Origin of the sequence: Belliella aquatica, assembly GCF_014637795.1 — a bacterium.
Lineage (GTDB): Bacteria > Bacteroidota > Bacteroidia > Cytophagales > Cyclobacteriaceae > Belliella > Belliella aquatica.
Genome location: NZ_BMFD01000002.1, coordinates 14,241 through 39,505, shown reverse-complemented (window position 1 = coordinate 39,505; position 25,265 = coordinate 14,241). Strand labels below are relative to the sequence as shown.

Below are 25,265 nucleotides of genomic sequence, written 5' to 3'. Positions count from 1 at the left end.
TGTTGTAAACATGAAAAATGCCAATTTACAAGGTGTAATTCATAAAAATATGGCCGTAGAACAAAGTAAGATTTATGTTTTAAAATTTTATCTTCTTGTCATTTTTTGTTTAGGGTTCTTTCAAAATGGAATAAGCGAAGTAAAAATTTCTGAAAAAGATAGCTTAAAACAAGTCCTTGAAGCCAGCGAACTATCAGAAAAATCTAAAATTTTGCTTCAAATGGCATATCGATATGTCGCAAATGAACCAGATAGTGTGCTATTTTTTCTTGACCAGGCTATTTTATATGCTTCATCGGAAGAAATTAAAGGAGAACTTTTTTTTGAAAAAGCGCTATTTTATCGATTTATAGAAGAAGAGGATAAAGCTATTTATTTTCTTGATTCTACTTTTAATAAATTGATCGGATTAAATGACTCTATAGCAGCGGATGCTCTTTATTACAAGCAAATGCTTTTGGCAAATAAGGGACAATATAAAGAAGCGCTAAAAACAGGTCTAAAAGAGTTGAAAATAAGAAAAGTGTTATCCAGTAGAGATAAGGAACTGAATGCCATTCTTCAAATTGGTTATACCTATGACCGTACTGGAGAATACCAAAAAGCGATTGAATGGTATGAAAAAGGCTTGGAGATTAATGGTGTTCAAAAAGAGGAATACATAGGTAGAAATTATGGTTTAATAGGAATAGCATATGATGAATTGAAGGATTATGAAAAGGCGATTACCTATAATTTGAAAGCTATTGAATATTTCAAAAAAAGCCCTAATTCGATGTTTCTCTATTCTTGGTATTCAAATATTGGAAATACTTATATCAAAATAGGTGATTATGATCTAGCGGAGAAATATACATTACTTGCATTGGAAGAACCTGAAAATAATAGGTATGTCACAAAAATAAATTTAGGGAAAATTTATCTTGAAAAAGGTAATTTAGGAAAGTCAGAGACTGTACTTAAAGGAGTTTTAGAAGAATTACTTCAAACAAGTCAAATTTCATACTTATCGGAAGTTTATTTAAGGCTAAATGAGTTGTATCGTAAAAAAGGAGATTTCAAAACAGCACTCTCCTATTATGAAAAATATAAGATCAATGAAGATGAAAGGCTTTCTATTGAAAAGATCAATCAGCTAAACGAGCTAACAATCCAATATGAAACTGCTGAAAAAGAGAATCAAATCTTGATTCAAAATGCAAAAATAGCTGAAGATCAGCTCGTTTTAAAAAACAGAAACCTATGGATATTTGGGTTATTAGCTTTTGCAATAATCATAGGTCTTCTTGGGTTTCTACTTTATAAGCAACAGTTGCTAAAAAACATTAAGCAACAAAAGGATATTGATCTCAAACTTGCCTTTGAAAAAATTGAGACGCAAAATAGGCTTCATGAACAGAGGTTGTTGATATCTAGAGATTTGCATGATAACATTGGTGCACAACTTTCATTTATTGTATCTTCTATTTACACAACAAAATATTTTCTTGAAGAGAGCAATTTACAACTTTCGGTTAAGCTAAATCAGATAGCACTTTTTGCAAATGAAGCCATACAAGAACTTAGAGACACTATCTGGGCCATGAACAAGTCCGAAATCTCCCTTGTTGATTTGAAGTCTAGGGTAGCCAATTTCATTGAGAAAGCAAAACATTCACAGCCGCATATAATAATTTCAATTCTTGTAGACGAGGAAATGATCCAAAAAACATCGTTTACTGCAAATCAAGGATTAAATAGTTTTAGGATCATTCAAGAAGCAATAAATAATGCTCTAAAATATGCAAATGCAAACCATATCTTTGTTGAAGTTGATAATCATAGTGGAATAAATTTTAGAATTACTGATGATGGTATAGGTTTTATAGAGCAAGAAATAGAGGTTGGTAATGGTTTAGTGAATATGAGGAAACGAGCAGAAGACCTCGGGAGTGAATTGGGAATTTTATCAGAATTGGGAAAAGGAACAAAGATTTCCTTTTCAGTCATTTAGTTTTTAAAATCGTTAATTTTTAATAAAATGCAAATAGCTATTGTAGATGACAATAATTTTTTAATAACGAGTGTGAGAGAAAAACTCTCTTTTTTCGATGATTTTACAATAGGCTTTACTGCTACAAATGGAAAAGAGTGTTTGGATAAACTGCAAACTTTTCGAAATACTGATTTAATTCTTATGGATATAGAAATGCCACTGTTAAATGGTATAGAAACAACGGCATTAGTTAAAAACAGATATCCTCAAATCAAGATTATTATTCTTACTGTCTTTGATGATGACGAAAAAATATTTAATGCTATAAAAGCAGGAGCAGATGGGTATCTTTTAAAAGAAACAGCACCACAGGAATTGCATAATGCAATTAAGCAAACACTAGATGGTGGAGCAGCTATGACTCCATCCATAGCATTAAAAACCTTGAATCTTTTAAGAACGCCAATAAAAAAAGTAGTTCAACCGGATATTGAAAGCTCAGTTCAGCTTTCTAAAAGAGAAGTAGAGGTTTTAGAGCAACTATCCACCGGAATTCCCTACACTTTAATTGCAGAGAATCTTTTTATCTCGCCTTATACAGTACGTCGGCACATTGAAAATATTTATCAAAAATTAAAAGTTCACTCTAAAATTGAAGCGATCGAGGAGGCAAAGAAAAAGCGATTGATTTAGTTTTTTATTTTAAGAGTTGATCTCATCCTTGAAAAATCTGGGTTTTCGTCTTCCACCTTCTTCTCTTCCACGTCAAAGTACAGGTGATAATGATTGCTGCAGCCGGGATTGAAATTGGATTTGCAGTTTGTGCAGGTATTGCCTGAGGCCATGTATTCTTTGATGGTCAGTTCATGTCCGCAAACGCCGCAGAGAATTGCTTTTTCGTCAAATTCTCCTTTTGGCCAAACCGTATGTTTGTGATCTGCCTCTTCCTCGTGACAGGAAAAACAAGGGTAGTATTTGTCGCAGCACTTGAATTTGATAGCGATGATATCTAAGTCAGAATGCCAATGTACACAGCGTGTTTGCTTATCCACTGATTTACCAAAAACCCTCACCTCTCCTATTTCAATAAATTTAAATGGTTGATCCACATTATTTTGAGCAAAGGTAGATGAAGTAAAAAATAACAACATCAAAAGAGGAATTAAGGTTAATCGTTTCATTATTTATCTGTGTTGAAATTTATTAAAATATAATTTTGAACCACATCGCTTTTGTTTCAATTCTTAAAGATAAATATTAATTGATAAGCTTCAATAGAGAGCTTTAAAACGTATTCAGTTATAACGACTCAAACTATCATTATTGTGGGTAAACATTACCTAGTAAGATGTGTCTGAGGATCGGTTGATATCACTAAAAATTGGTTATTTGAGCAGTATGGGTACATTTTAGCTCTAATTTTTTTATAAATTATAGCTAATATTAATTGTCATACGGTTGATAACCGACTTAAATTGATCATCTTTATGCACATCCAAAATTTAAAAGCCTATCACACGAATAATGATAACAGGAAAGGGAAAATGCTTAGCAGGGCAATGGATGACTTTCAATTTTAATTCCTTAAATCTGATCAATCAATTTTGAAACTGCATATAAAATACATGGTAAGTCTTCGTTGTAAGATGGTGGTCAAAGAAGAACTTTGCTGTTTGGGTATTGACTATAATCAGGTTGAGTTGGGTACAGTAGAACTTGCCGAACCCATATCTCAAGAACAACGCGAGCAACTGAATAAGAATTTGTTGAAATCTGGCTTGGAGCTGATGGATGATAAGAAAAGTATTCTGATCGAGAGGATCAAAAATTCTATAATAGAGATTATCCATTATTCGGACGAAATGCCCAAAGAAAACTTCTCTATTCACCTCAGTCAAAAATTAGGTTATGATTATACCTATCTTTCTAATATATTCACAGAAGTAAAAGGACTAACGATACAACAATACATCATCATTCATAAAATCGAGAAAGTCAAAGAGCTTCTTTTATATGATGAATTAAATCTATCTGAAATCGCGTACAAATTGCACTATAGCAGTGTAGCCCATCTTTCAAGTCAGTTTAAAAAAGTAACAGGGGTCACTCCCTCCTTTTTCAAGCAATTGAAGTTAAAAAGAACAACCAATCTTGAAAATCTCTAAACCAATGGATGCCTATCCAATAGTATGAAAATATATATTCGCTACATGGTTAGTTTGCGTTGTAAGGCAAACGTCAGGGAAATTCTAAAAAATCTTGAAATTCCAGCAGTAATTAAAAAGCTTGGAATTGTTGAGCTGAAGAAAGAATTGTCATCGGCCGATCATGGGGTGCTCAGAAATAGTCTGAAACGTCATGGACTTGTTCTGTTAGATAAAGACCATGAAGACCTCATTGAAAAAGTCAAATTGATTTTAGATCAAATGATGGCCAAAGATGAAGTGTTTACTAAAAGTAGCTATCAAGAGTTTCTTACTGAAAATTTAGGACTTAGCTTTTCTTCCCTTTCTACTATTTTTGCAGAAGTAAGCGGCTGTACAATGACGCATTATATCATGGAACTCAGAATCGAAAAAGCCAAGGAAATGATCCTTTACGATTCGTTAACCCTGAAAGAAGTCGCAAAACAATTGAATTTCAGAAATACTGTTCAACTTAATAGACATTTCAAAAAAGTAACAGGGCTTAACCCTAGTTTTTTTCAATCGATCAAAAAGAAACGCCTCAGTTTGCTGGTTAAAGTGGTATAATTATATTCTTATAAATACCCGCTTGACATCAGTTACATTTTTATCACAAATAATCTTTTGGATAAGCGTTATTGCTTATCACTACATCATTGGCTTTATAATACACCATTTTGTTTGGTTAATGGCATGAACGCTGTACTGTAAAATGGATTTTTATAATTTATAAAACTGACCTATTTAGTTGAAATTAATCTTTAAGCCCATCCAAACTTCCTTTTTAGCTAGATTCATTGACCCTTTCACCAAGATGCTTGAGTATCAGATCTGCCTTCCTTTTTACATATTCCTATTTCTCTATTCATTCTCCTTAACTCTCTGTGTTTTAACTAGCAAATTTTACAAATAAGTGCAGTTTTTCTGAAAACAAAAGAGGTTTTTTATAATGTAAAAAACATTTTTTATGATACCAAAACAAAATAATAAACTAATTTTAACTAATACACAATAGAATTGTTTTGAAAAAGTGAGATTTATATAACAAATATTTCATAAAGTGTAAGTTTTTGGATTGTGTAATATCTGACTTTTGTAGGGTAAAGTATCGACTATTAAGATTTTAATATTTGACCCAGCTTTATGCTCTTTTTTAGAACGCTTAAATAAATGAACAACAAAATGAAAATCAAAACCCGAAAAGAACTTTGGCTAAAGTCAATTCTTGTAATGCTCCTATCGATATTTATTGGAGGATGTATCGATGAAAATATCGAAGTAATTGGCGAATGTCCTGTGGTTATCAGCACCGACCCAGCCAATAGCACAGATAGAAATGTGCCATTATCCCAAGTGGTGAATGCCACTTTTAATACAGATATGGATCCTACAACCCTAACAGCGGACTCATTTAGATTGATGGGAAGTGCTGCTGTTGCAGGTTCTTTTTCTTTTGATGAAGGTACTAGAACTTTAAGCTTTGAATCTAATGAACCTTTAGAAGAAAATACTAACTACACGGCAACAGTTTTTAGAACTGTCAAAGATGTAACAGGAAATTTGATGCAAGAGGATTTTGTATGGACTTTCAACACAGTATTGCTTCCAGTTCCTACTATTGAATTGACTACTCCACGTAATATGGAGACCAATGTTGCCCTCAATCAAGTGATTACGGCTGATTTTAGCGAAGCTATGCAAGCCTCTACGATCACAGAAACCTCATTCTTAGTTTCCTTGAATGACAATCCAGTGGCAGGGAATGTTACCTATACTGGTCTAAGGGCTTCATTTACTCCTGATTCACCTTTATTGGCGGGTAATACTTATTCTGCTACCATCACGACAGCTGCTACAAGCATGTTAGACAAATCTTTAGCAAGCAATTTCCTTTGGTCCTTTACAACCATTCCTGTTGTCATTCCTCCTGTTGAAGCTTCTTCAATAGACCTAGGTGAAGCAGAAGAATTTGGAATTTTAGCAGGTGTAGGCATTAGCAATAATGCAGGATTTAGTGAAATCCGAAATTTGAGTGTTGGAATTTCTCCTGGTGTTAGATCTTCTATCACAGGATTCCCGCCAGCAATTGTAATCAATGGTTTTATCCATGCTTCTGATGATCCTTTGCCAACAGGCATTGCTGCTCGTCTTGTTCAAGCTAAACAAGATTTGACTGATGCTTATTTATTCCTTGAAGGTGCGTCATCTCCTGCGCCTGTGACAGTTTCAGGAGATCAAGGTGGACTAACACTTGCACCTGGAATTTACAAATCAACTTCTACTCTACTTATCCAAGCGGGTGATTTGACACTTGATGCTCAAGGAAATCCTGATGCAGTATTTATTTTCCAAATCGCTTCAGACTTCACAACAGTTGGAGGTGCAGGAGGAAACGTCATCTTGACAGGTGGTGCACAAGCAAAGAATGTCTATTGGCAAACAGGTAGCTCTGCTACTATTGGTGACAATACTTCTTTCCAAGGAAATGTTCTTGCATTGACTTCTATTACCATGAACTCAGGAGCGACTGCCGTTGGTAGAATGCTTGCCAGAAATGGTTCTGTTGTACTTACCAATACCAATATTATAGAAAGACCATAAGGAAAAATCATTGAAGTAGAAGGCCTTTACGGGTTCTTTTACTTCAATATTTTATCCAAATTCTTAAAAAACATATCTCACTATTCAGATGAAAAATAACATTAAAGATATATTGGCTCAGAGCACCAAATGGGTGCTAAGCATCAGCAAGCCGGTTGCGGTGGCGGGATTGATCCTAATTGGATTACAATCACCACTTCAAGCGCAAGATACCTACACCAGCCCTTCATGGAGATTTGGTGTGGCAGCTGGAGGAAACTTCAACTTCTACAGAGGAACTACACAACAATTGAATAATGATCTGTCTGTTCCAGCAGGCTTTAGAAAAGGTAATGGCCTTGGAATTTTCTTAGCACCAGTGATTGAATACCACAAAGCAAATACACGTTTTGGTTTTATGTTACAAGGTGGTTATGATAACCGTCAGGGAGATTTTGATCAAATTACCACACCATGTAATTGCCCTGCGGATCTGACCACGAATTTGAGCTATATCACTTTAGAGCCTAGCTTAAGATTTGCGCCATTTAAGTCAAGTTTCTTTCTTTTTGCAGGTCCTAGATTTGCCTTCAATAGAGATAAAGATTTCACTTATCAGCTAGGCGTAAATCCTGCTGCGAGTAATCAGCAGCTTCCTGCAGCGGTGAATGGTGAATTTTCTAATGTAGAAAAAAACTTAATTTCTTTTCAAGTTGGGGCTGGAGTAGATATTCCACTCTCTTCGAGTACAAGTAAAACAAAAGTCATCTTAGCACCTTTTGCTTCATTTCACCCATATTTCGGACAGAACCCACGTTCTACAGAAAACTGGAACAATACTACTCTTAGACTTGGTCTAGCATTGAAATTAGGAAAGGGTAGTAAAATCGAAAGAGTACCAGAATCAGCAGTAGTGATGCCTGCAGATCCAACAGTGGTCTTCTCTGTAAATTCTCCCCGAAATCTTGCAGTGAGTAGAAATGTGAGTGAGACATTCCCATTGAGAAATGATGTGTTCTTTGATCTTAATTCTACAGAAATTCCTAGTCGATATATAAAATTGAACAACAGTCAAGTTATCAATTTTAGTGAGGATCAATTGGAGGCTACTGCGCCAAAAAGAAATATTGAGCGTGCCAACAGACAGATGGTGGTGTATTATAATATCCTCAACATCCTTGGAGATCGTATGAATAAAAATCCAAATGCTAACATTAAGCTAGTTGGGTATTCTGAGAAATCTCCTACGGATGGAAAGTCAATGGCTGAATCTATCAAAAAGTATCTTGTAGATGTCTTTATGATCAATGGTAGTAGGATTTCAACTGAAGGAAGAAATACTACCACAGCATCAGGACAATCGGATGATAAGACCCTGCTTCGTGCTGGTGACCGTAAGGTATCTATCGAAAGTTCTACACCAAATATGTTGATGGAATTCCAAGCTGGTCCTAACGCTCCGCTTAAATCAGTTCAAACATTAACTGCTCCTGAGGAAAGTTATATAACCTTTAATGCAAAGGGTTCGAATGCAGCATTCAATTCTTGGATGGTTGAAGTTAAAGACGAGCAAGGAAGAATTCAAGATTTTGGTCCTTATACCGAAGAGAAGATTTCTATTCCTGGCCAAACTATTCTTGGAGCAAGACCTCAAGGAGATTATAAAATCACCATGATAGGTCAAACCAAATCTGGTAGAGAAGTAAGGCAGGAAGTTCCAGCGAACTTGGTATTGTGGACCCCTCCTACTGATGTTGTCAATTCTAGATTCAGTGTAATCTATGATTTTGATGAATCTAATGCAGTTAATCTATACGAAAAGTATTTGACTGATGTAGTTGCAGAAAAAATTCCAGTCAATGCAAAAGTAGTTATCCTTGGGTATACTGATATCATCGGTGATCCTGCTTACAACAGAACTTTGTCTCTTGCTAGAGCAAATGATGTAAAAGGAATCCTTGAAAAAGCCTTGGCTAATAAAGGTAGAAAAGATGTAACGTTTGAAGTTAGAGGAAGTGGTGAGGATGAAGGTCTATCGCCATTCAGCAACAAATTCCCAGAAGAACGTGCATACAACAGAACAGTGGTTATTGATATTATTCCACAATAAAAATATAAAACAGGTTAGATTAAAAAGGCTGTCTCTTTTAGAGGCAGTCATTTTTTTGCTTTCCTTTTTTTAAAGGATTTAGAATTATTTCATTTTCTGAAAAGACTTAAGCTGAAATAGCCCTTTTCGTCAGTAAAATGTTTGTCCCAGCTGAATCCTGTTTGAGCTCCAATTTGATCAAGTTCTTTCAAACTGTACTTTTGAGAAATTTCAGTGTTGATGGTCTCAAATTTCTCAAAATGTATCTTTTGACCACTTATGGTGACAGTTTGGTCTTGAAGACTTACCAAAAAACTTAATGCTGAACCAGAAAGTGGATTGTACACGCCGTAATGTTCGAAAGAAGACAGCTCAAAATCTGCGTCAAGCTCTCGATTGATTCTTTCTAATAAATTGAGGTTGAATCGCTTCGTCACCCCCTCTTTATCATTGTAGGCAGCACGAATTATATGTGGATTCTTCTTCAAATCGACTCCCATTAAAAAGAAATCTCCATTTTGAAGAAGGTCATTCACAAAGCGAATAAATTCAGTTGCTTTTTCTCTAGGAAAATTCCCAATATTACTTCCCATAAAGAGAACAAGCTTTGGTGATTTTCGCTCTTTTAATGATTCAGAAGTATGACCATAATCTCCTGGTATAGGTTTTACTTTTAATTCAGGGAGTTCTGATTTTATTAATTCTCTATTGATTTCTAAAATATCGGGTGAGATATCCATTGGAATGTAGGTTAAAGATTTCCCCGTTTTAAAAGCTTCTTTAAGAAAAATCACGGTCTTAGATCCATCACCAGCGCCTAATTCAATGATATCCAATTCATCGGATTGAATTTCTGATAAGATGGCTTGGGAGCTATTCTGTAAAATTTCAACTTCGCATTCTGGAAGATAGTACTCTTCAAGTGCCATGATTTCTTGAAAAATTCGAGAACCTTTTTCATCATAAAAATATTTTGAAGGCAATGTTTTTTGAACTGAGGTCAAACCTGAGATGACGTCATTAAGAAATTGATTCATAATTTACTTTGCTAATCTGATTCCTGAAAAAAGCCACCTTGAGGAGGCATGAAAGAAGTTACGGTATGTTTTTCGACTATGTCCCTCTGGGGTGGCAACAGAAGCACCACGTAGAACATTTTGATTGGACATAAATTTGCCATTGTATTCGCCTAATGCACCAGGCGCTTTTTTGAATCCAGGATATGGAAGGTAGGCACTGTAAGTCCATTCCCAAAGTTGTCCCCAATTAAGTTGATCGGCAGCCACTTCCCATTCAAATTCTGTCGGCAAGCGCACTCCTTTCCACTCAGCGAATGCATAGGCTTCATAAAAGCTCACATGTTGCACAGGGAGAGAATGGTCTATTTTTTCGAACCCGCGGAGTGTATAATTGTACCAATCTCCATTTTTTTCAAACCAATACAATGGTGCTTTTAAGTCCTCCTTTTGAATAAAATCCCAACCTTCCGAAAGCCATAGATTAAAGTCTGTATATCCTCCTGATTGAATAAATTCAAGGTATTCGCCATTTGTAACTAGATTTTGGGCAATTTCAAAGTCTTGGATATAAACTTGATGCTGACCAAGCTCATTGTCAAAACAAAAAGCCTCCCCTGCTGCACCGATTTGTTTTAAGCCAGCCTTGAAACTAAGAAAACCCTTTTCCTCCTCTTTTTGAAGATCAAACCCACTCCCATATATAGGAAATGTAGGTTGGTTCCCAAAAATGAATTTTATATCATAAACCAATAACTCTTGATGTTGCTGTTCATGATTGATCCCTATCTCGATGATGTCTAGGATACCATCAGAAGGAAGAGTTTCAATCAAAGCGAGGCACTTTTCAGTGACATATTTGCGATATGCCATTACCTCTCTTACTGGTGGTCGAGTCATCAGACCCCGATTGGGACGAAGGACACGGTCACCCGCATTGTTATAATAGCTGTTGAATAAAAAGGCAAAATCATCATTATAGACATGATAATCCTTGAAGTAAGGAATCAAAACGAAAGTTTCAAAAAACCAGGTGGTGTGTGCCAAATGCCATTTTGGAGGAGAAACATCCACCACAGGTTGAGGAACATAGTCTTCGATCTCCAAAGGTTCACAGATTTTTTCTGTATGTTTTCGGGTATCTATAAGTTTATTTTTTATAAAATTACTTCTGTTCATAATTCGAGTTTTGTAAAAACAATAAGCTAAGAAAATATATCACCATTGCCAAAAACATCAGGCTAAAAGGAAAAGCAAATACGATCATTAATTGTGATACCGATTGTAGTAAAGTCTCCTGTCCTATGATAATCACTGCACTTGTAAACAAGCCAATCATCATTCCCCATATCCATCTTAACCTTTTTTTAGGTTCGGTTTTTCCTTCATCACTAAACATACTCAAAACAAAAATAGCCGAATCTACGGAGGTGATTAGAAATGTAAAAACCAATAACAAAGTCATGATTTGAGTAATATTTGCTAAAGGCAGCTGCACCAAAAAGACAAAAATACCTGTATAAATAGAGTCAAACATTCCTTTTTCTAAATCACCTTGAGCTATTAAATGAAAGGCACTTTGACCAAAAACAGCAAACCATAGAAATGTACCCAAAGAAGGGATAATTAAAACTGCAAGAATAAATTCTCTAATACTTCTTCCTTTGGAAATTCTAGCGATGAAAACACCTGTGAAAGGTGCCCAAGCCAGCCAAAATGCCCAGTAGAAGTAAGTCCAATCTTGAAGAAAATCATCTGAAACCTGAAATTTTCCCAGATTAAGACTCATAGGAACGAAATCTAAAATGTATGTGCCTAAGATACCAATAAAACTAAACGACATTCCATCCTGAAAACCAAAATATGCCACAATTAAGAGCAATATGGTAGCTATTCCAATATTGAAATTGGACAGGTTCTTTATGCCCTTTTTTAAGCCTAGTAAAGCAGAGGTTGTAGCAATTAAACAAACGACCATCACTACACCTATGGCATGGTTAGGGTTGAAACTGTTATTTGTAATATGACCTAAAGCTTCGAGTAGTTGCCTCCCACCCAGCCCGAGTGCTGCTACAACTCCAAGAAGTGTACAAATAATCGTGAGGGAATTCATCATAATCCCGATGAAACCTGTTTGATAGGCTTTTGGGAGTAAAGACGAGCTTAGGATATTTTCTTTCTTGATATAGATGACATAAGCCATAATCAATCCAAACAGCCCATAAAATGCCCACGGTGTCATCCCCCAATGGAAAAAAGTATATTCCAAGGCGAATCCAGCACTGTCTAAAGAAGATGCTCTAGGTGGGTTTTGATAATAGAAAACTGGCTCCTGCACTGCTCTAAGCAATAAGCCCGCTCCCATTCCCGTGCTGTATAACATGGCTATCCAAGAAACCCAGTTGAATTCCGGACTGCCTGATCCAAGCCTTATTTTTCCTAACTTCGAAAAAGCCAAGAAAAGAAGGATTATGACGGCCGATAGACCTAAAATTAAATAAAATGTCCCAAACTTTTGGAGCAGATTCTGAGTCAAATCTTCCAATATGGTACTGAAAGAATTGGGCATCAGAAAAGCAAAACCCAAGAATAGAACACAGAAAATAGCAACTATCCAGTTGGTGAAGTTGGTTGTTTTCCTGAAGGATTGAAAAGTCATGGCGTCAAGTTGAAGAATATGAGATAACTATAATTTTCAAGTTATTTCTTCACTTCTACCCCTCTCCAAAACGCTACATGGTCTTTGATTTCTCTAGCAGCAGGTTTTGTGTCTGGATAAAACCAAGCAGCATCCATGTTTACTTCACCGTTAACTTCAATATGATAATAGGATGCTATTCCCTTCCAAGGGCATGTTGTGTAGGTATCGGAAGCTTTGAAAAACTCCTTTTTGATGGTATCAGCTGGGAAATAATGATTCCCTTCGATTTGAATTGTTTTTTCACTTTCGGCGATTACTTGATTATTCCAGATAGCTTTCATCTTAAATATTTTATTTGTTTGTTATTAAATTTCTATCAAATTATGGCTGACGACCTTGATTTGCAATTTGCAGTCAATAACATAGATTAAATGTCAAGATAAAGACAATTCTGTCTATAAATAGTTTAGACCGTGATTCTTTTTGTAGCTTTTGAACTTGATGCATCAATAAATTCAATCTATATGAATAAGCCTTCACTTCTTGTTTTCGATGTCAATGAAACGCTGTTAGACATGACGCAGTTAAAATCTGCTATCAATAGTCGATTGTTCCATTCTTCTGCTTTTGACATTTGGTTTGCGTATCTGTTACAATATGCATGGGTAGAAAGTTTGACAGGAAAACATAGGTCTTTTAGCGAAATAGCCGGTGCTACTTTAGGAATGACGGCAGAAAAACTAGATTGCAAAATCACACAATCAGAGATTAATGTCCTGCTTTCCAAAATAAAAACTTTACCGCCTCATAAAGATGTGATTGGAGGCTTGGTAAGTTTTCAAGAATTGGGAATTCCCATGGTAGCGCTCACCAATGGTAGTTTAGAAACTGCAAATGCACAAATGGAATATAGTGGTATTGGAAAGTTCATGAAACGTATTTTTAGCATTGATGAAGTGGGCTATTTCAAACCCCATCCCTCTCCCTATCAATTTGTGCTGAATGAATTAAAATTAGCTTCAAGTGATGTCATGATGATAGCTTGCCATCCTTGGGATCTTTTAGGTGCAAAAAGAGTTGGACTCCAAACTTGTTTGATCAGGAGAAAAGGAATGCCAGCGTATCCTTTTTCAGAACCTGTTGATTTAGAAATCGAAAGTCTAAAAGACCTTCACAAATACTTTGAAAGCTAGTGATATCGCATTTTGTAAATTGATGTTTTAAAACTGTTTATCCTATCTATATTCAGGATTGGGGTGCTCATGATTACTTTCATCCCATTCATTTCTGATATTCCCATAAGCAGGAAACTCACCCTTCAGTAATCTAGCCAAATGCATCAAATTCCAAGTCATATAAGTCGTGTTACGGGTAGTGAAATCATTTTCTAAACCCCCGCTATTTTTATCTAAGTAACTTGGTCCAGGTCCTGCTTCACCGATCCATCCTGCATCTGCTTGAGGTGGGATGGAATATCCTAAATGTTGAAGGCTGTACAATAGGTTCATAGAACAATGTTTAATTCCATCCTCATTTCCAGTTATTAAGCAGCCAGCTGCCCTTCCGTAGTAGGCTGATTGGCCTTTATCGTTAAGTTTTCCAGAAAACCCATATAAACGTTCAATAACTTTCGTAGCTATGGAGGATTTTTCACCCAACCAGATTGGAGTTCCTATAACCAGAATATTGGCATCCATAACCTTTTCTTGAATTGCTGGCCATTCATCTTTTTCCCAGCCGTGCTCAGTCATGTCGGGCTGTACACCATACGCGATTGTATGATCCACGGCTCTGATCATTTTAGTTTTGACTCCATTGGCTTCCATGATCGTTTGGGACATGGACATTAGACCCTCTGTGTGTGAAAGAGAAGGCGATTTCTTCAAAGTACAGTTGATGAATACTGCCTTGAGACCCGAAAAATCATAGGGATTTTCTCTATTCCATTTTTCTTGAATACTGTTGAGGTTAAATTTCATCTTTGTTTGATTTTTGGTTAAAAAGAAGTTTCTACACGGATTTCTTCATGCAGAGTCCTGTGGACAGGACATTTATCGGCTATTTCCAAAAGCTTGGTTTTCATTTCATCTGAAAGTTCTCCGGTGATTTTAAGTTTGCGCGTAAACCTACTCACTTTAGCACCTGCTTTATCTGGATTTTGACTGTCTTCCTTGTGCACCTTATCATGATTCATAAAAACCATGATTTCATCCAGATCCCAGCCTTTTCGTTCTGCATACATCTTTAATGTCATTACTGTACAAGTTCCCAATGCTGCCATTAAAAGGTCGTAAGGTGTTGGCCCTAGATTTTCGCCACCCACCGATTTAGGTTCATCTGCTAAAAGGTGGTGATATGGTGTGAGGATTTCGGATGTAAAGCTTTTCCCAAATAGCCTGACTTTAACCTGATGACCATCTGTATCATTTTCTTTGATCAATGTTGGTAGGTATTTTTTAGCCCAAACACTAATCATTTCCCCCGCATATCGGCTTTCTGTTTCATCAGAAAGAAGATGATCTGCTTTGTCAAGACTGATAAAGCTCTTTGGATGGTGAGCGTTTTGATATAATTGAGCTGCATTAGATATAGCTACGATTTGATCTTGTGGAGCATGCATGATCAAAACTGCTTTTCTCAATCTTGAAAGAACTTCTGAAAGGTTTTTGGATTCTAAATCCTCCATAAATTCATTGCTTATATAAAAGGGACGCCCTCCAATATTCACTTTTGCTTTTCCTTCCTTTTTAATAATTTCCAAATCTCCCTCAAATAGATGCTGCACATGTTTCGGCTCGGAAGGTGCGCCAATTGTAACAATAGCTTTCACATTTTCTAGATTTTCTGCTGCGAAAATCACGGCAGCGCCTCCCAAAGAATGGCCAATTAGGAGTTTTGGTGATGCATAATTTTTCTCCAAAAAATCAGCCGCTGAAATCAGATCCGAAACATTGGAAGAAAATCCTGTGTCCTCAAATTCTCCTTCTGAGGTGCCAAGACCAGTAAAATCAAAACTAAGCACTGCTACCCCGCATTGGGAAAGTGTGTTGCTGATATTGCTAACTGCCTTGAAATTCTGAGAACAGGTAAAGCAATGTGCAAAAAGTGCATAAAACCTTGGGGGATTGTCCAAAGGAAGATAAAGTCTTCCAGAAAGGGTTTGACCCTTGGAGTTTTTAAAATTTACGTGTTCAATTTTCATAGTAAAAGATTTGAATTTGAAGATAATTGAATCATTTCCCTAATTATGTCGCCAAGCTGACAAGGCATGTGATTGCGATTTTGCAAATTTGAATACTAATAAGCTTTCGGGAAGAATTGACATATATACGGGAGCTATTACCATTTTAACCGAGCCAATTTCCCGCCAACTTTGTCACATCATTAAAACAAAAAATTATTATGACTACTAAAACAAAGAGATTCGAAGTGCCAACATTGGAAAATGTATCAGACAAAAATCGTTCTATCCTTTCGGCCATCAAAGAAAAAGTAGGAATGGTTCCTAACATTTATGCTACTTATGCGCTTTCTGAAAATGCCTTAGAGCGATACACGACATTTGCCAATGGTAAAACGAGCTTTAACAATAAAGAGAAAGAAGTGATCAACCTTGTTGTTTCACAAGTCAACGGATGTTCATATTGCCAAGCTGCACATACAGCTATCGGCAAAATGAATGGCTTCACAGATGAACAAATTATTTCCTTAAGAAAGGGTACAGCACCTTTTGACGCAAGATTCGATGCTTTAGTGAAAACTGCAAAGGAGATTGCTGAAAATAAAGGAAAGGTAAGTGATGAAACACTTGATAAATTCTATGCTGCGGGATATAACAAAGAAAACTTTGTAGACCTGATTGTAAATGTAGGTGAAAAAACGATTACCAATTTCCTACATAATGCGACTGATATTCCAGTAGATTTTCCAGAAGCTCCGAAATTATAATATATCTGCTTATATTAAGTGACATAAAGCCATTCCCTTTGGGATTGGCTTTTGTTTTAAAAGACGAAAAGATGCATTACACCTACTCAGAAAAAAAAATTGGGTCATCATTTACGCTTGTTTCCGGCAATAATATCTCAGCTGCATTGGAAACTGCCACTAAGGATTTGAAGTTTTTTTGGAATCAAGGAAGCAAGGAAGTGAAAATGAAAGTAAATCACTTGCCAATTAGCCTGATGCCCAATCAGATTGCCTGTACTAATTATAATCAGGAGGTAATGTTAATCTCCGATCGTACTGAATTGGTGGCTCTATTTTTCAATCGGGAATTTTATTGTATTCATACATATGATCAAGAAGTGTCCTGCAATGGATTACTCTTTTTTGGGTCAGACCCCACGGCGATCCTTCAGCTTGATAGTGATGAAAAAGAAAAACTCAGCATGCTAATTCATGTCTTACAACAGGAATTTATTATTCATGATTCTAATCAGGAAGAAATGCTTCGCATATTATTGAAGCGATTTATCATTCGCCTGACAAGACTTGGAAGAAGGCAATTACTCAAAAGTTCAGGCAAGCAAGACGAAATCGACCTGATAAGGTCTTTCAATGTTTTGGTTGAGGAACATTTTAAGGAGAAAAAAACAGTGGCTGAATATGCTGAATTGCTATTCAAATCTCCCAAAACATTGTCTAATGTGTTTTCCAAGATAAGTAAAACTTCTCCTCTCCAAATAATTCATGAAAGGATAGTGACTGAAGCCAAGAGACTTTTGCTATTCACAGACATGCCTATAAAATCCATAGGATATGATTTGGGCTATGAAGAATATTCTCAGTTTAGTAAATTTTTCAAAAAAGCTGTTGGTCTAAGTCCTGGAGAATTCAGAGAATCAAAAGAATAGGAAGTAAATTATTGAGAAACTAAGTTTATTAAACGCTTTAATGTTTTACCAATAAGTAATTAAGGAAATTAAGGTTTTTAAAGCGTACTCTTAATGACCCTTAACTTCTTAATGGTTTTTATTTTTTTACCATTAAGGAATTAAGGTAATTAAGGGTTTTTATTTCCACGATAAGGTTTTTAAAGCGTACTATTAATGTTCCTTAACTTTTTAATGGTTTTTAAATCTTTTACCATTTAGGCATTAAGAAAATTAAGGATTGCTCTTAATGTCCCTATTTTTTTACCATCTACTCAGGCAGCAGAGAAAAGTATTCGTTAACAAATGGTCTCTTTGTTTTTGTAATATTATCGGTAAAAAAGTTTATCAATAGTCCTTGTGGCTTTTTTAATAGTTTCATGTAGGTCATTAATTGGGCTTCATGAACAGGAAGGATGTATTCAATTGCTTTCAATTCAACAACCACAGTATCGTTAACCAATAAATCCACTCTCAAATTTATTTCCATTTCAAGTGAATCATAAATAACAGGAACCCGTAATTGCTGAGCGACGTCGTAACCGCTCTTTAAAAGTTCGTATTTTAAACAGTGTTCGTAGACGCTCTCTAACAGTCCAGGGCCAAGCTCTTTATGAACCTTGATTGCACAACCTACAATTTCATATGATAATTGGGTCACCTCTCTTTTAGTCATGATCAGTTCCTTTTGGTTATTCAATTAAAACTTTAAAATAATCAATACTTTTTAAAGTTCCTTCACTATTTACCTGTTTAAATTATTAACCATTAGGTAATTATGATAATTAAGAGTTGTTCATAATGACCCTTAACTTCTTAATGGTTCTATTTTTTACCATTAAGGAATTAAGTGCTTCAAAATTTTTACCATTAAGGCATTAAGAAAATTAAGGATTGTTCTTATGACCCTTAACTTCTTAATGGTTCTATTTTTTACAATTAAGGAATTAAGCACTTCAATATTTTTACCATTAAGGCATTAAGAAAATTAAGGATTGTTCCTAATGACCCTTAACTTCTTAATGGTTCTTATTTCTTTACAATTAAGGAATTAAGCGCTTCAATATTTTTACCATTAAGGAATTAAGAAAATTAAGGATTTTTCCTAATGACCCTTAACTTCTTAATGGTTCTATTATTTTACCATTAAGGAATTAAGCGCTTCAATATTTTTACTATTAAGGCATTAAGAAAATTAAGGATTGTTCTTAATGACCCTTAACTTCTAAATGGTTTTAATTTTTTACCATTAAGGGATTAAGATAATTTAGGTTTTAAAGAGTTTTTTAGTGCGAATATCAGAATGAAAAAATTCAATATGAACATTATGCCAAAGCTTAAATTATACTGACAGATACTATTTATTTATAATTATAGGACGAAATACTTTTCATATATAAATAATTTTTTAATTAATATGCTGAAAACATGTTATTGGAGCCGTATTTGAGGGAAATTATTTATAAATTTTTGATAAACTAAACAAATATATAATTATGGCAAAGTGTTTTGCATTGATGGGTTGGAGTTTACCTGTGATAGAAAGTATGCAAAAACTCAACAAACCTTATGTAGTAGTTTCCTTTCCTGACTTTGAAGGATATGCAAAAGAGAACAATATTCCTTTTGTGAGTTACCAGTTTGATGAGTGGAGTGATACTTCGAATTCTCTGGATTTATATGAAAAATTAAAACCTTTTGAAGTAGACGTTGCAGTGCCTCTATTTGAAGAGACTGTAGAATGGGCTGGAGCGCTCAACTCTATTTACAGAGGTGACCCACGCGTTCTCAACCGAGCCTTTTTGTTCCGCAATAAAGCAATGATGAAAAGAAAAGCTTTGATTGGTGGTCTTCGGGTTGGTCTTTTTGAGGAAGTTTATAATAAAGAAGGCGTTAAAAATTTCATGAAACGATTGAACCAAGCCAATCTACAAATAGATGGAGAACAAGACAGCTGGGTTCATATCAAACCATTTGCTTCTGCGGGAACAGTTGGACATAGGCTTTTAAGATCTATGCAAGACATTGAAGATAAATGTCAGGAAAGTGATTTTCCTTGTTTGGCCGAGAGTCATTTGCCGGGAACAGAGTTTTCTTGCGAAGCATTTATTCATGGAGGAAAAATAAGGTTCCTCAATATCACAGAATACGTAAAGCTTGGATATTCTAACTTTATTCCTGAAGGACATCATTTAAATTCTAAGCGTGATAAGATCATGAAAGAGATGCAAAAATTGGTTGATCTCTTTGGTATTGAATATGGTATGATTCACCCAGAATGGTTCTTGACAGAAAATGATGAATTAAGCTTCGGGGAAGTAGCCTGTAGGATTCCAGGAGGACATATCTTAGAATTGGCTGCAAAAGCTTATGATTTTGATGCACTAGGTGCGTTTGTTCTTTGTCATGATCCAAATTTGACTGAAGAAGAGTTGAAAGAGATCCTCCCTCCTTTGGATGCAAGACCGAAAAATTTCTACGGAAATGTCATGATTTATCCTCACAAGAATGTGATTAATAAGCTTGAGATTCCTGAAGAATTGAAAGAAGAATCTTATTTCTTAGATCATAATTTGATTCCACCTTACACCAATCAGAAAATCAATAGCCGAGAGGGTTTTGGTAATCATTTTGGTACTGTGAATTTCAAAGGTGAAGATCCAGACAGAATGAAGGAGCTTCTTTTACATTATGAAAATGTTGATTTTTATCATTAACACTTTGATTTGAGTCAATTGAAAAATACAACCTTCCCAAATAATAAGGTTGTATTTTTTTCATTTTACCTAGTACAAGAATAAATATCATAATCAATTTTGCTTTTTTATGCATAATCAAGTGCTTACAGACAATACATACCAAAAATTCGAAGAGCTATTACAAGATTTTAGTCAGGCGACAGCACTCACTAGGCCCGAAAAGGCGCAGAAAATGATGGGCCAAATAGATTTACTTATTGATACAACAGAAGGCCTCGATTTCATTTTCCAAAATATAGGAGGATTATCCAAAGCGGGTATTTTTGATGGCTCACCTTGGGCTGATCCTTCCAAGTTAGTTGCTAGTTTGGTGAATGGAACACTCAAAAGTGGCCACCCAAACTCGACGATAGAGATTTTAAGTGAATTACGCTTATTGGCTATTGCTAATGGAAAAATAAAAATAAAAGGCTGTAGCTCAGATGATGCAGAAAACTTCATTCAGGAAGTTATTGTAGCCAATTTGGAATTCGTCTTCAACGAGCCCTTGGAGGAAACTCGACTAGTGATGAGTGATCATGAATTGAAGAAAGTGCATACTTTGTTTAAATTCATCTCTGAAAAAACAAAACTCGATAATGTAAAAGAAAAACTTGTAGAAGAGCTTACATTGATTTGTGAGCAGAGACCTGTTGTTACAGAGAAACAGCGAAAAATAATCGCTTTAGTCAAAGAAAAAATTGAATTGGACCCTACAGTTGACTTAGATTCAAGATTGCTAAAATTTCAAAGATGCATCTATCGACCAACGATAAAAACTGTCAATACGAATTATCAAGAGTATAAAATATCTTTAAAGAAACTATCCAAAGAGCAATTAGAGGAAGAATCAATTGCGATGAGTAAGTCGATGTTGAGCTTTGGGTTAGTAAGCCAATATCATCCCGTTTTGATATTATTTCTAATAGAAAATGGGCACAAAAATCTCGTTCCTTTTTGCTTAGGACTGACAGAAGCAGGAACTGCTAGGTGGAGGGAATATGAAAAGTTTATTTCAACCTTGATTCTCAAGACGATTCATCCCTTTAATGCACAATGTATTTACGGTCTTGCTAAAATGCTAGAATCAGGGATATTCTCAAGGGAAGCTGTCCGGTCTGGTTTAGCAAATATGCTTACTGTCACAATTCACCCTGAGGTAGAGGAGCGAATCTTAAAATCAACAAAAACACCACATGAGAAAGTGAGTGCACTACAATATTTGATGGGTGCATTATTCCGCGTGTTAGGACAGCCTCTTGGCGTCGGTCAGGGTAATAACCCCACTTGTCAAAGTGCCCGTGGAATTAGTATGTGGAGTCAGCACGCTCCTGCCAAACTAATAAATATGGTTCAGACTGCTGCCACTTACAATGATCTTACTTTTAGATTTGAAGCGCAAGAGATCAAAGCATCAGAGGTTGGTTTAGGTTTGGTCCAAAATCTCGATCATAACCTAGATGCCGTATCGGTAACCTTGGTTCCAATGCTAGACAAAATCTACAATGAAATGATGCTCAACGCCTCAGGAAGAGCAGAAGATCCACATAAATGGGTAAATCCTGCACTTTACGGGCAATGGATTCAAATTGGCTTTGCATCTGCTTATGATTATTTATTCAATGCAATTGTAGATTTTGATGGATTTATCAAGGTATTCTATGCCATGTGTCATCCAAAATACAATGGAGGACACAGGCTAATATATCCGAATCCTGTGGGGATATTTATCACAAGTTCGAAAGGTGATATGCTTGGTTTTCATGCCATTTCATTGCTTCGTGTTGATAAAGATCCAAAAGGAAAATACAGAGCCTATTTTCTTAATCCCAATAACGAGGGTCGCCAAGATTGGGGGCAAAATATCAAGCCTTCTGTTTATGGAAATGGAGAAATATATGGTGAATCATCTTTGCCTTTACATGAATTTGCAGCAAGGATTTATGCCTTTCATTATAATAATTTGGAGGCTACAGACAAAATGGATAACGTTCCAGATGAAGAAGTTCAGAAAATCAGAAAATTGGCTAGGGAAAGCTGGGGACGTGCTTATACTTGGCTGGAAACAAAAAAAATATGGTAAAACATTCCTCAAGGATTGAATTAAAACAATCTGCATACAAAAACAATATCAACTTTATCAAAAAGAAAATCGGCGAAAATGTAATCGTATCATCAGTAGTAAAAGCAAATGCTTATGGACATGGAATCAGAACCTTTGTTCCTATGGCGGAGAAATGTGGAGTAGATCATTTCTCTGTTGCCTCGAGCTTTGAAGCTGAGGAAGTATTGAGTGTTTGTTCTCCTTCAAGTAGGATTATGATTATGGGAATTATCTATGAAGAGGATATTCCGTGGGCTATAGCACATGATATTGAGTTTTTTGTGTACAACTTTGAAAGGCTTCCAAAAACACTTGCAGCTGCAAAAAAACTAGGAAAGCCAGCCAAAGTACATATTGAAGTGGAAACAGGTGCCAATAGAACTGGACTCCCTCAAAAGGAATTTCTAAAAGTATTGTCCTTTCTGAAGCAAAATAGTGAGCATCTTATTTTTGAGGGACTTTGCACACATTTTGGGGGAGCAGAATCGATATCTAATCAGTTCAAGATAGACATGCAGCACAAGCGTTACAAGGCATTCTTAAGACAATGTAAGGAAAAGAAAATCGTCCCAAATATCAGACATATCGCTTGTTCTGCTGCAGCTTTGGCAATGAAAGATACTGTATATGATATGGTTAGAATTGGCGTAGCGCAATATGGGTTTTGGCCTAGCCCAGATATCTATTATGCGCATTTGCATGAAACTAATAAAAAAGCAGATGCTTCACTCAAGCGTATATTTACTTGGAAAACAGATATCATGGATATCCGAGACGTGGAACAAGGCGAATTCATCGGATATGGTACATCTTTTCAAGCTACGCACAAAATGACCATCGCAGTGATGCCGCTTGGCTATTCAAATGGCTATCCAAGAGCGCTATCCAATCGAGGACATGTTTTGATTCATGGAAAAAAAGCTCCTATCGTTGGTTTGATCAACATGAATCTTTTTATGGTTGACATTACACACATCAAAGAAGCGGTTCTTGGCGACGAAGTGGTTTTAATTGGGAGACAAATTAATAATGTAATCAATGTATCCAGTTTCACCAACAGTACGCAACTTCTCAACAATGAAATGTTAAGTAGATTACCTGCTGCTATTCCAAGAACAGTTGTGAAATAATGGATTGGAAGATTACAAAATTGAAAAAACTTGTCCGTCGTGACAGATTGTAAAATTAGTAAATGTTAATTACGGTTGATTTTGCCTATGCCGGAGACTTTTTCAGAGATTACTTCTGGGTTTCCTGCGTAGGTGACACTTCCAATACCATTAACTTCTATTGACAATTCATTTTCGCAGTAAACTGAAACTGCTCCGATTCCACTGCTTATAATCTCCATATTTTGAGCAATCAATTCTGCCGCATCGATATTTCCAATACCTTCATTTGAGAGAAAAACTTGTTCTGCGGATCCTACAAGCTTCATATTGCCGACAAAGTTGAGTTCGGTAATTATTTCTTGTGCATCAAGATTCAATTCTATATTTCCAACCCCTTTGCCATTGATTTCAATTTTTTCAATCGCAAGAAATCCATCAGTTTTAATCTCTCCCACTCCTTCAAAAACTAAATTTTCTAAGGTTGTCAAAGTAATAAAAATTTTCAGTTCATTTTTTTTGAAGGTCTTGCTCTTGTCCGTTTTTAAGATAATGGATAGTTGATCTTCAATTTGATCAATTTCAATTTCATTGATTAGTTCCTCATTTCCTTCAAATCTCAATTCTGCTTTATCTCCTTGAATAAGAATAATTTCAAATGCTCCTTTTACATGAAGACTTGAAAATTCTTTAATATCCATTTCCTTTTCAATGGATTCTCCTTTGTATTCGGAGACACGAAAGTCACAAGAATAGAAAAGTAACATTAAAAATATAGATGTGAGATAGAGCGAGTTTTTCATAAGATAAGATTTTTCAAGATTAAAATTTATGTTCTAAAACGGACAAAATTTGGTTTTTTGACTTTCAACCGATCCAAATTAGAAAAAAGTAGATAAATACCAATATTATTATGTAAAATGATTAGCTACAATGACTTTAGTATATGATTTTTTTCACAAATAATCATGCGGATAATAGCTGTCGTTATCGGTCGATTAGTTATCAGTGCTTCTATTGATTTAAATAACAGCATTTTGTTTGACTACTATTGTAAAAGTGGATATGGCTAAATTTTATCATTGCTCGTCGACATCTGCAGCAAGTACAGCCAAACCAACGATTCCCAAAAGAATTAACACCCCCGCTGTATTTTCCCCTTTCGTAATGCTATAGCTCGACATGTCCTCACGTGTGAGTAAATTGTTATTTAATTGCTGGTTTGACAAAGAATTTGCTTTTGCAACTCTTGACAAATAATAGCTTTGTGTAACTCGGTTTGTAAACACAGGATTATTCTTGTCATCTAAAATAGAGTAACTGATATTACTCGTCAAATTAAGTGGACTTTCTTCTTTTTTATAAAAAATAATTTTGGTAGGTATATGTTGATTGAAAACAGGGTAGTCTCCACTGACTCCCTTATAATTATCCCCTACTTCATTTAAAAGTTCCTGTCTGATATTAGTGAACTGTCCAGTTACGTAAGTTTTTGCTGGGATAAATATTGTATTTGTCTTTGAAGAAATTTCTCCCTCAAAAGTTCCTGTAGTCGGGATTACAGGACTTGCAAAGTAATCCAACCTTCCAAAAAAGGTGGATTTTCCATCTATATAGTTGTAAGCTTTACCATTAATGACAAGAGCAGATTTTGTTAAGTTAATTAACATGGATTGATCAGTATAATTTTCAATTCTAAGCGAGATAGATCCATTTGGATTATTAAATATGTGAGAGACCCCTATTGTGTCATTTTTGATTGTATAATTATTGTTTTCAGTAATGACGGCACCTTCATCGTAATTTTGCCATGTTGCTACATAATGTGCGGTGCAGCTAAAAAGAAAAGGAATTACAAATAAAAACAAGGCAATTTTTTTTGAGGAGTTTCGCATAGCTGTTTTTCTTTTATCTTCTTATTTCTACGAAAAAGAATTAATAAGGTGCCAGAAT

The 25,265-nt window shown here is 35.5% G+C and carries 22 protein-coding genes; 12 read left to right on the top strand and 10 right to left on the bottom strand.

Annotated elements, in window-relative coordinates; genetic code table 11:
• Positions 1 to 10 precede the first annotated feature (10 nt).
• Together IEV57_RS02865 and IEV57_RS02860 are read left to right on the top strand one after the other, a co-directional pair.
• Complete coding sequence (locus tag IEV57_RS02865; RefSeq protein WP_188439479.1) at positions 11 to 1,993, top strand: tetratricopeptide repeat-containing sensor histidine kinase; 1,983 nt, start codon at positions 11 to 13, stop codon at positions 1,991 to 1,993.
• Positions 1,994 to 2,020: 27 nt separating this feature from the next.
• Entirely contained in the window at positions 2,021 to 2,668 is a 648-nt protein-coding gene (locus IEV57_RS02860; RefSeq protein WP_188439477.1) for a response regulator, read from the top strand.
• Here IEV57_RS02860 and IEV57_RS02855 read toward each other — a convergent pair.
• On the bottom strand, positions 2,665 to 3,156 hold the full coding sequence (locus IEV57_RS02855) for a CHY zinc finger protein (protein ID WP_188439475.1): 492 nt from the start codon (positions 3,154 to 3,156) through the stop codon (positions 2,665 to 2,667). The genes IEV57_RS02860 and IEV57_RS02855 overlap by 4 nt on opposite strands.
• Before the next feature lie 444 nt (positions 3,157 to 3,600).
• Here IEV57_RS02855 and IEV57_RS02850 point away from each other — a divergent pair, with 444 nt between their 5' ends.
• From IEV57_RS02850 to IEV57_RS02835, 4 genes are all read left to right on the top strand, one after another.
• A complete protein-coding gene (locus tag IEV57_RS02850; RefSeq protein ID WP_188439473.1) occupies positions 3,601 to 4,140 on the top strand; it encodes a helix-turn-helix domain-containing protein in 540 nt (179 codons plus the stop codon).
• 24 nt (positions 4,141 to 4,164) lie between these two features.
• Positions 4,165 to 4,728 (top strand): helix-turn-helix domain-containing protein, encoded by a 564-nt coding sequence (locus IEV57_RS02845; RefSeq protein ID WP_188439471.1) that lies wholly within the window; start codon positions 4,165 to 4,167, stop codon positions 4,726 to 4,728.
• 615 nt (positions 4,729 to 5,343) lie between these two features.
• A complete protein-coding gene (locus tag IEV57_RS02840) occupies positions 5,344 to 6,762 on the top strand; it encodes an ice-binding family protein (protein ID WP_188439469.1) in 1,419 nt (472 codons plus the stop codon).
• 88 nt (positions 6,763 to 6,850) lie between these two features.
• A complete protein-coding gene (locus IEV57_RS02835; RefSeq protein WP_188439467.1) occupies positions 6,851 to 8,851 on the top strand; it encodes an outer membrane beta-barrel protein in 2,001 nt (666 codons plus the stop codon).
• 89 nt (positions 8,852 to 8,940) lie between these two features.
• Here the strand turns inward: IEV57_RS02835 and egtD are convergent, their stop codons facing one another.
• From egtD to IEV57_RS02815, 4 genes are read right to left on the bottom strand one after another with little or no spacing between them, the layout of a single operon-like run.
• Entirely contained in the window at positions 8,941 to 9,867 is a 927-nt protein-coding gene (gene egtD / locus IEV57_RS02830; RefSeq protein ID WP_188439465.1) for an L-histidine N(alpha)-methyltransferase, read from the bottom strand.
• A gap of 3 nt (positions 9,868 to 9,870) precedes the next feature.
• Positions 9,871 to 11,025, bottom strand: a complete 1,155-nt coding sequence (gene egtB, locus IEV57_RS02825) for an ergothioneine biosynthesis protein EgtB (protein ID WP_188439463.1) — start codon at positions 11,023 to 11,025, stop codon at positions 9,871 to 9,873.
• On the bottom strand, positions 11,012 to 12,505 hold the full coding sequence (locus IEV57_RS02820; protein WP_188439461.1) for a BCCT family transporter: 1,494 nt from the start codon (positions 12,503 to 12,505) through the stop codon (positions 11,012 to 11,014). The genes egtB and IEV57_RS02820 overlap by 14 nt, the downstream gene beginning before the upstream one ends.
• A 41-nt stretch (positions 12,506 to 12,546) precedes the next feature.
• Positions 12,547 to 12,828 carry a DUF427 domain-containing protein gene (locus tag IEV57_RS02815; RefSeq protein ID WP_188439459.1) on the bottom strand — a complete coding sequence of 94 codons (282 nt, stop codon included), beginning with the start codon at positions 12,826 to 12,828 and terminating at the stop codon, positions 12,547 to 12,549.
• A gap of 183 nt (positions 12,829 to 13,011) precedes the next feature.
• Between IEV57_RS02815 and IEV57_RS02810 the strand changes: the two genes are divergently transcribed.
• Complete coding sequence (locus tag IEV57_RS02810) at positions 13,012 to 13,680, top strand: haloacid dehalogenase type II (RefSeq protein WP_188439457.1); 669 nt, start codon at positions 13,012 to 13,014, stop codon at positions 13,678 to 13,680.
• Between the two features lie 42 nt (positions 13,681 to 13,722).
• Here IEV57_RS02810 and IEV57_RS02805 read toward each other — a convergent pair whose 3' ends face one another.
• The gene (locus tag IEV57_RS02805) at positions 13,723 to 14,466 is read right to left on the bottom strand and encodes a flavodoxin family protein (protein ID WP_188439455.1); all 744 of its coding nucleotides are present in this window, start codon (positions 14,464 to 14,466) and stop codon (positions 13,723 to 13,725) included.
• Positions 14,467 to 14,483: 17 nt separating this feature from the next.
• Positions 14,484 to 15,689: a bifunctional alpha/beta hydrolase/OsmC family protein gene (locus IEV57_RS02800; RefSeq protein ID WP_188439454.1), complete on the bottom strand. Its 1,206-nt coding sequence runs from the start codon at positions 15,687 to 15,689 to the stop codon at positions 14,484 to 14,486.
• A gap of 200 nt (positions 15,690 to 15,889) precedes the next feature.
• On the opposite strand from IEV57_RS02800, the gene IEV57_RS02795 reads away from it, so the two are divergent.
• Positions 15,890 to 16,435, top strand: a complete 546-nt coding sequence (locus IEV57_RS02795; RefSeq protein ID WP_188439451.1) for a carboxymuconolactone decarboxylase family protein — start codon at positions 15,890 to 15,892, stop codon at positions 16,433 to 16,435.
• A 71-nt stretch (positions 16,436 to 16,506) separates the two neighbouring features.
• Positions 16,507 to 17,343 carry a helix-turn-helix domain-containing protein gene (locus IEV57_RS02790; RefSeq protein ID WP_188439449.1) on the top strand — a complete coding sequence of 279 codons (837 nt, stop codon included), beginning with the start codon at positions 16,507 to 16,509 and terminating at the stop codon, positions 17,341 to 17,343.
• 289 nt (positions 17,344 to 17,632) lie between these two features.
• Here the strand turns inward: IEV57_RS02790 and IEV57_RS02785 are convergent, their stop codons facing one another.
• Positions 17,633 to 18,037 (bottom strand): GxxExxY protein, encoded by a 405-nt coding sequence (locus IEV57_RS02785; protein WP_188439447.1) that lies wholly within the window; start codon positions 18,035 to 18,037, stop codon positions 17,633 to 17,635.
• Between the two features lie 820 nt (positions 18,038 to 18,857).
• Between IEV57_RS02785 and IEV57_RS02780 the strand changes: the two genes are divergently transcribed.
• The 3 genes from IEV57_RS02780 to alr all read left to right on the top strand — a co-directional run bounded on the left by IEV57_RS02780 (position 18,858) and on the right by alr (position 23,333).
• The gene (locus IEV57_RS02780) at positions 18,858 to 20,078 is read left to right on the top strand and encodes an ATP-grasp domain-containing protein (protein ID WP_188439445.1); all 1,221 of its coding nucleotides are present in this window, start codon (positions 18,858 to 18,860) and stop codon (positions 20,076 to 20,078) included.
• A gap of 109 nt (positions 20,079 to 20,187) precedes the next feature.
• Positions 20,188 to 22,182 carry a hypothetical protein gene (locus IEV57_RS02775; protein WP_188439443.1) on the top strand — a complete coding sequence of 665 codons (1,995 nt, stop codon included), beginning with the start codon at positions 20,188 to 20,190 and terminating at the stop codon, positions 22,180 to 22,182.
• Positions 22,176 to 23,333: an alanine racemase gene (gene alr / locus IEV57_RS02770; RefSeq protein WP_188439441.1), complete on the top strand. Its 1,158-nt coding sequence runs from the start codon at positions 22,176 to 22,178 to the stop codon at positions 23,331 to 23,333. The genes IEV57_RS02775 and alr overlap by 7 nt, the downstream gene beginning before the upstream one ends.
• Before the next feature lie 65 nt (positions 23,334 to 23,398).
• Here the strand turns inward: alr and IEV57_RS02765 are convergent, their stop codons facing one another.
• Positions 23,399 to 24,115 (bottom strand): head GIN domain-containing protein, encoded by a 717-nt coding sequence (locus IEV57_RS02765; protein WP_188439439.1) that lies wholly within the window; start codon positions 24,113 to 24,115, stop codon positions 23,399 to 23,401.
• Between the two features lie 276 nt (positions 24,116 to 24,391).
• The gene (locus IEV57_RS02760) at positions 24,392 to 25,207 is read right to left on the bottom strand and encodes a hypothetical protein (RefSeq protein ID WP_188439437.1); all 816 of its coding nucleotides are present in this window, start codon (positions 25,205 to 25,207) and stop codon (positions 24,392 to 24,394) included.
• Between the last annotated feature and the right edge of the window lie 58 nt (positions 25,208 to 25,265).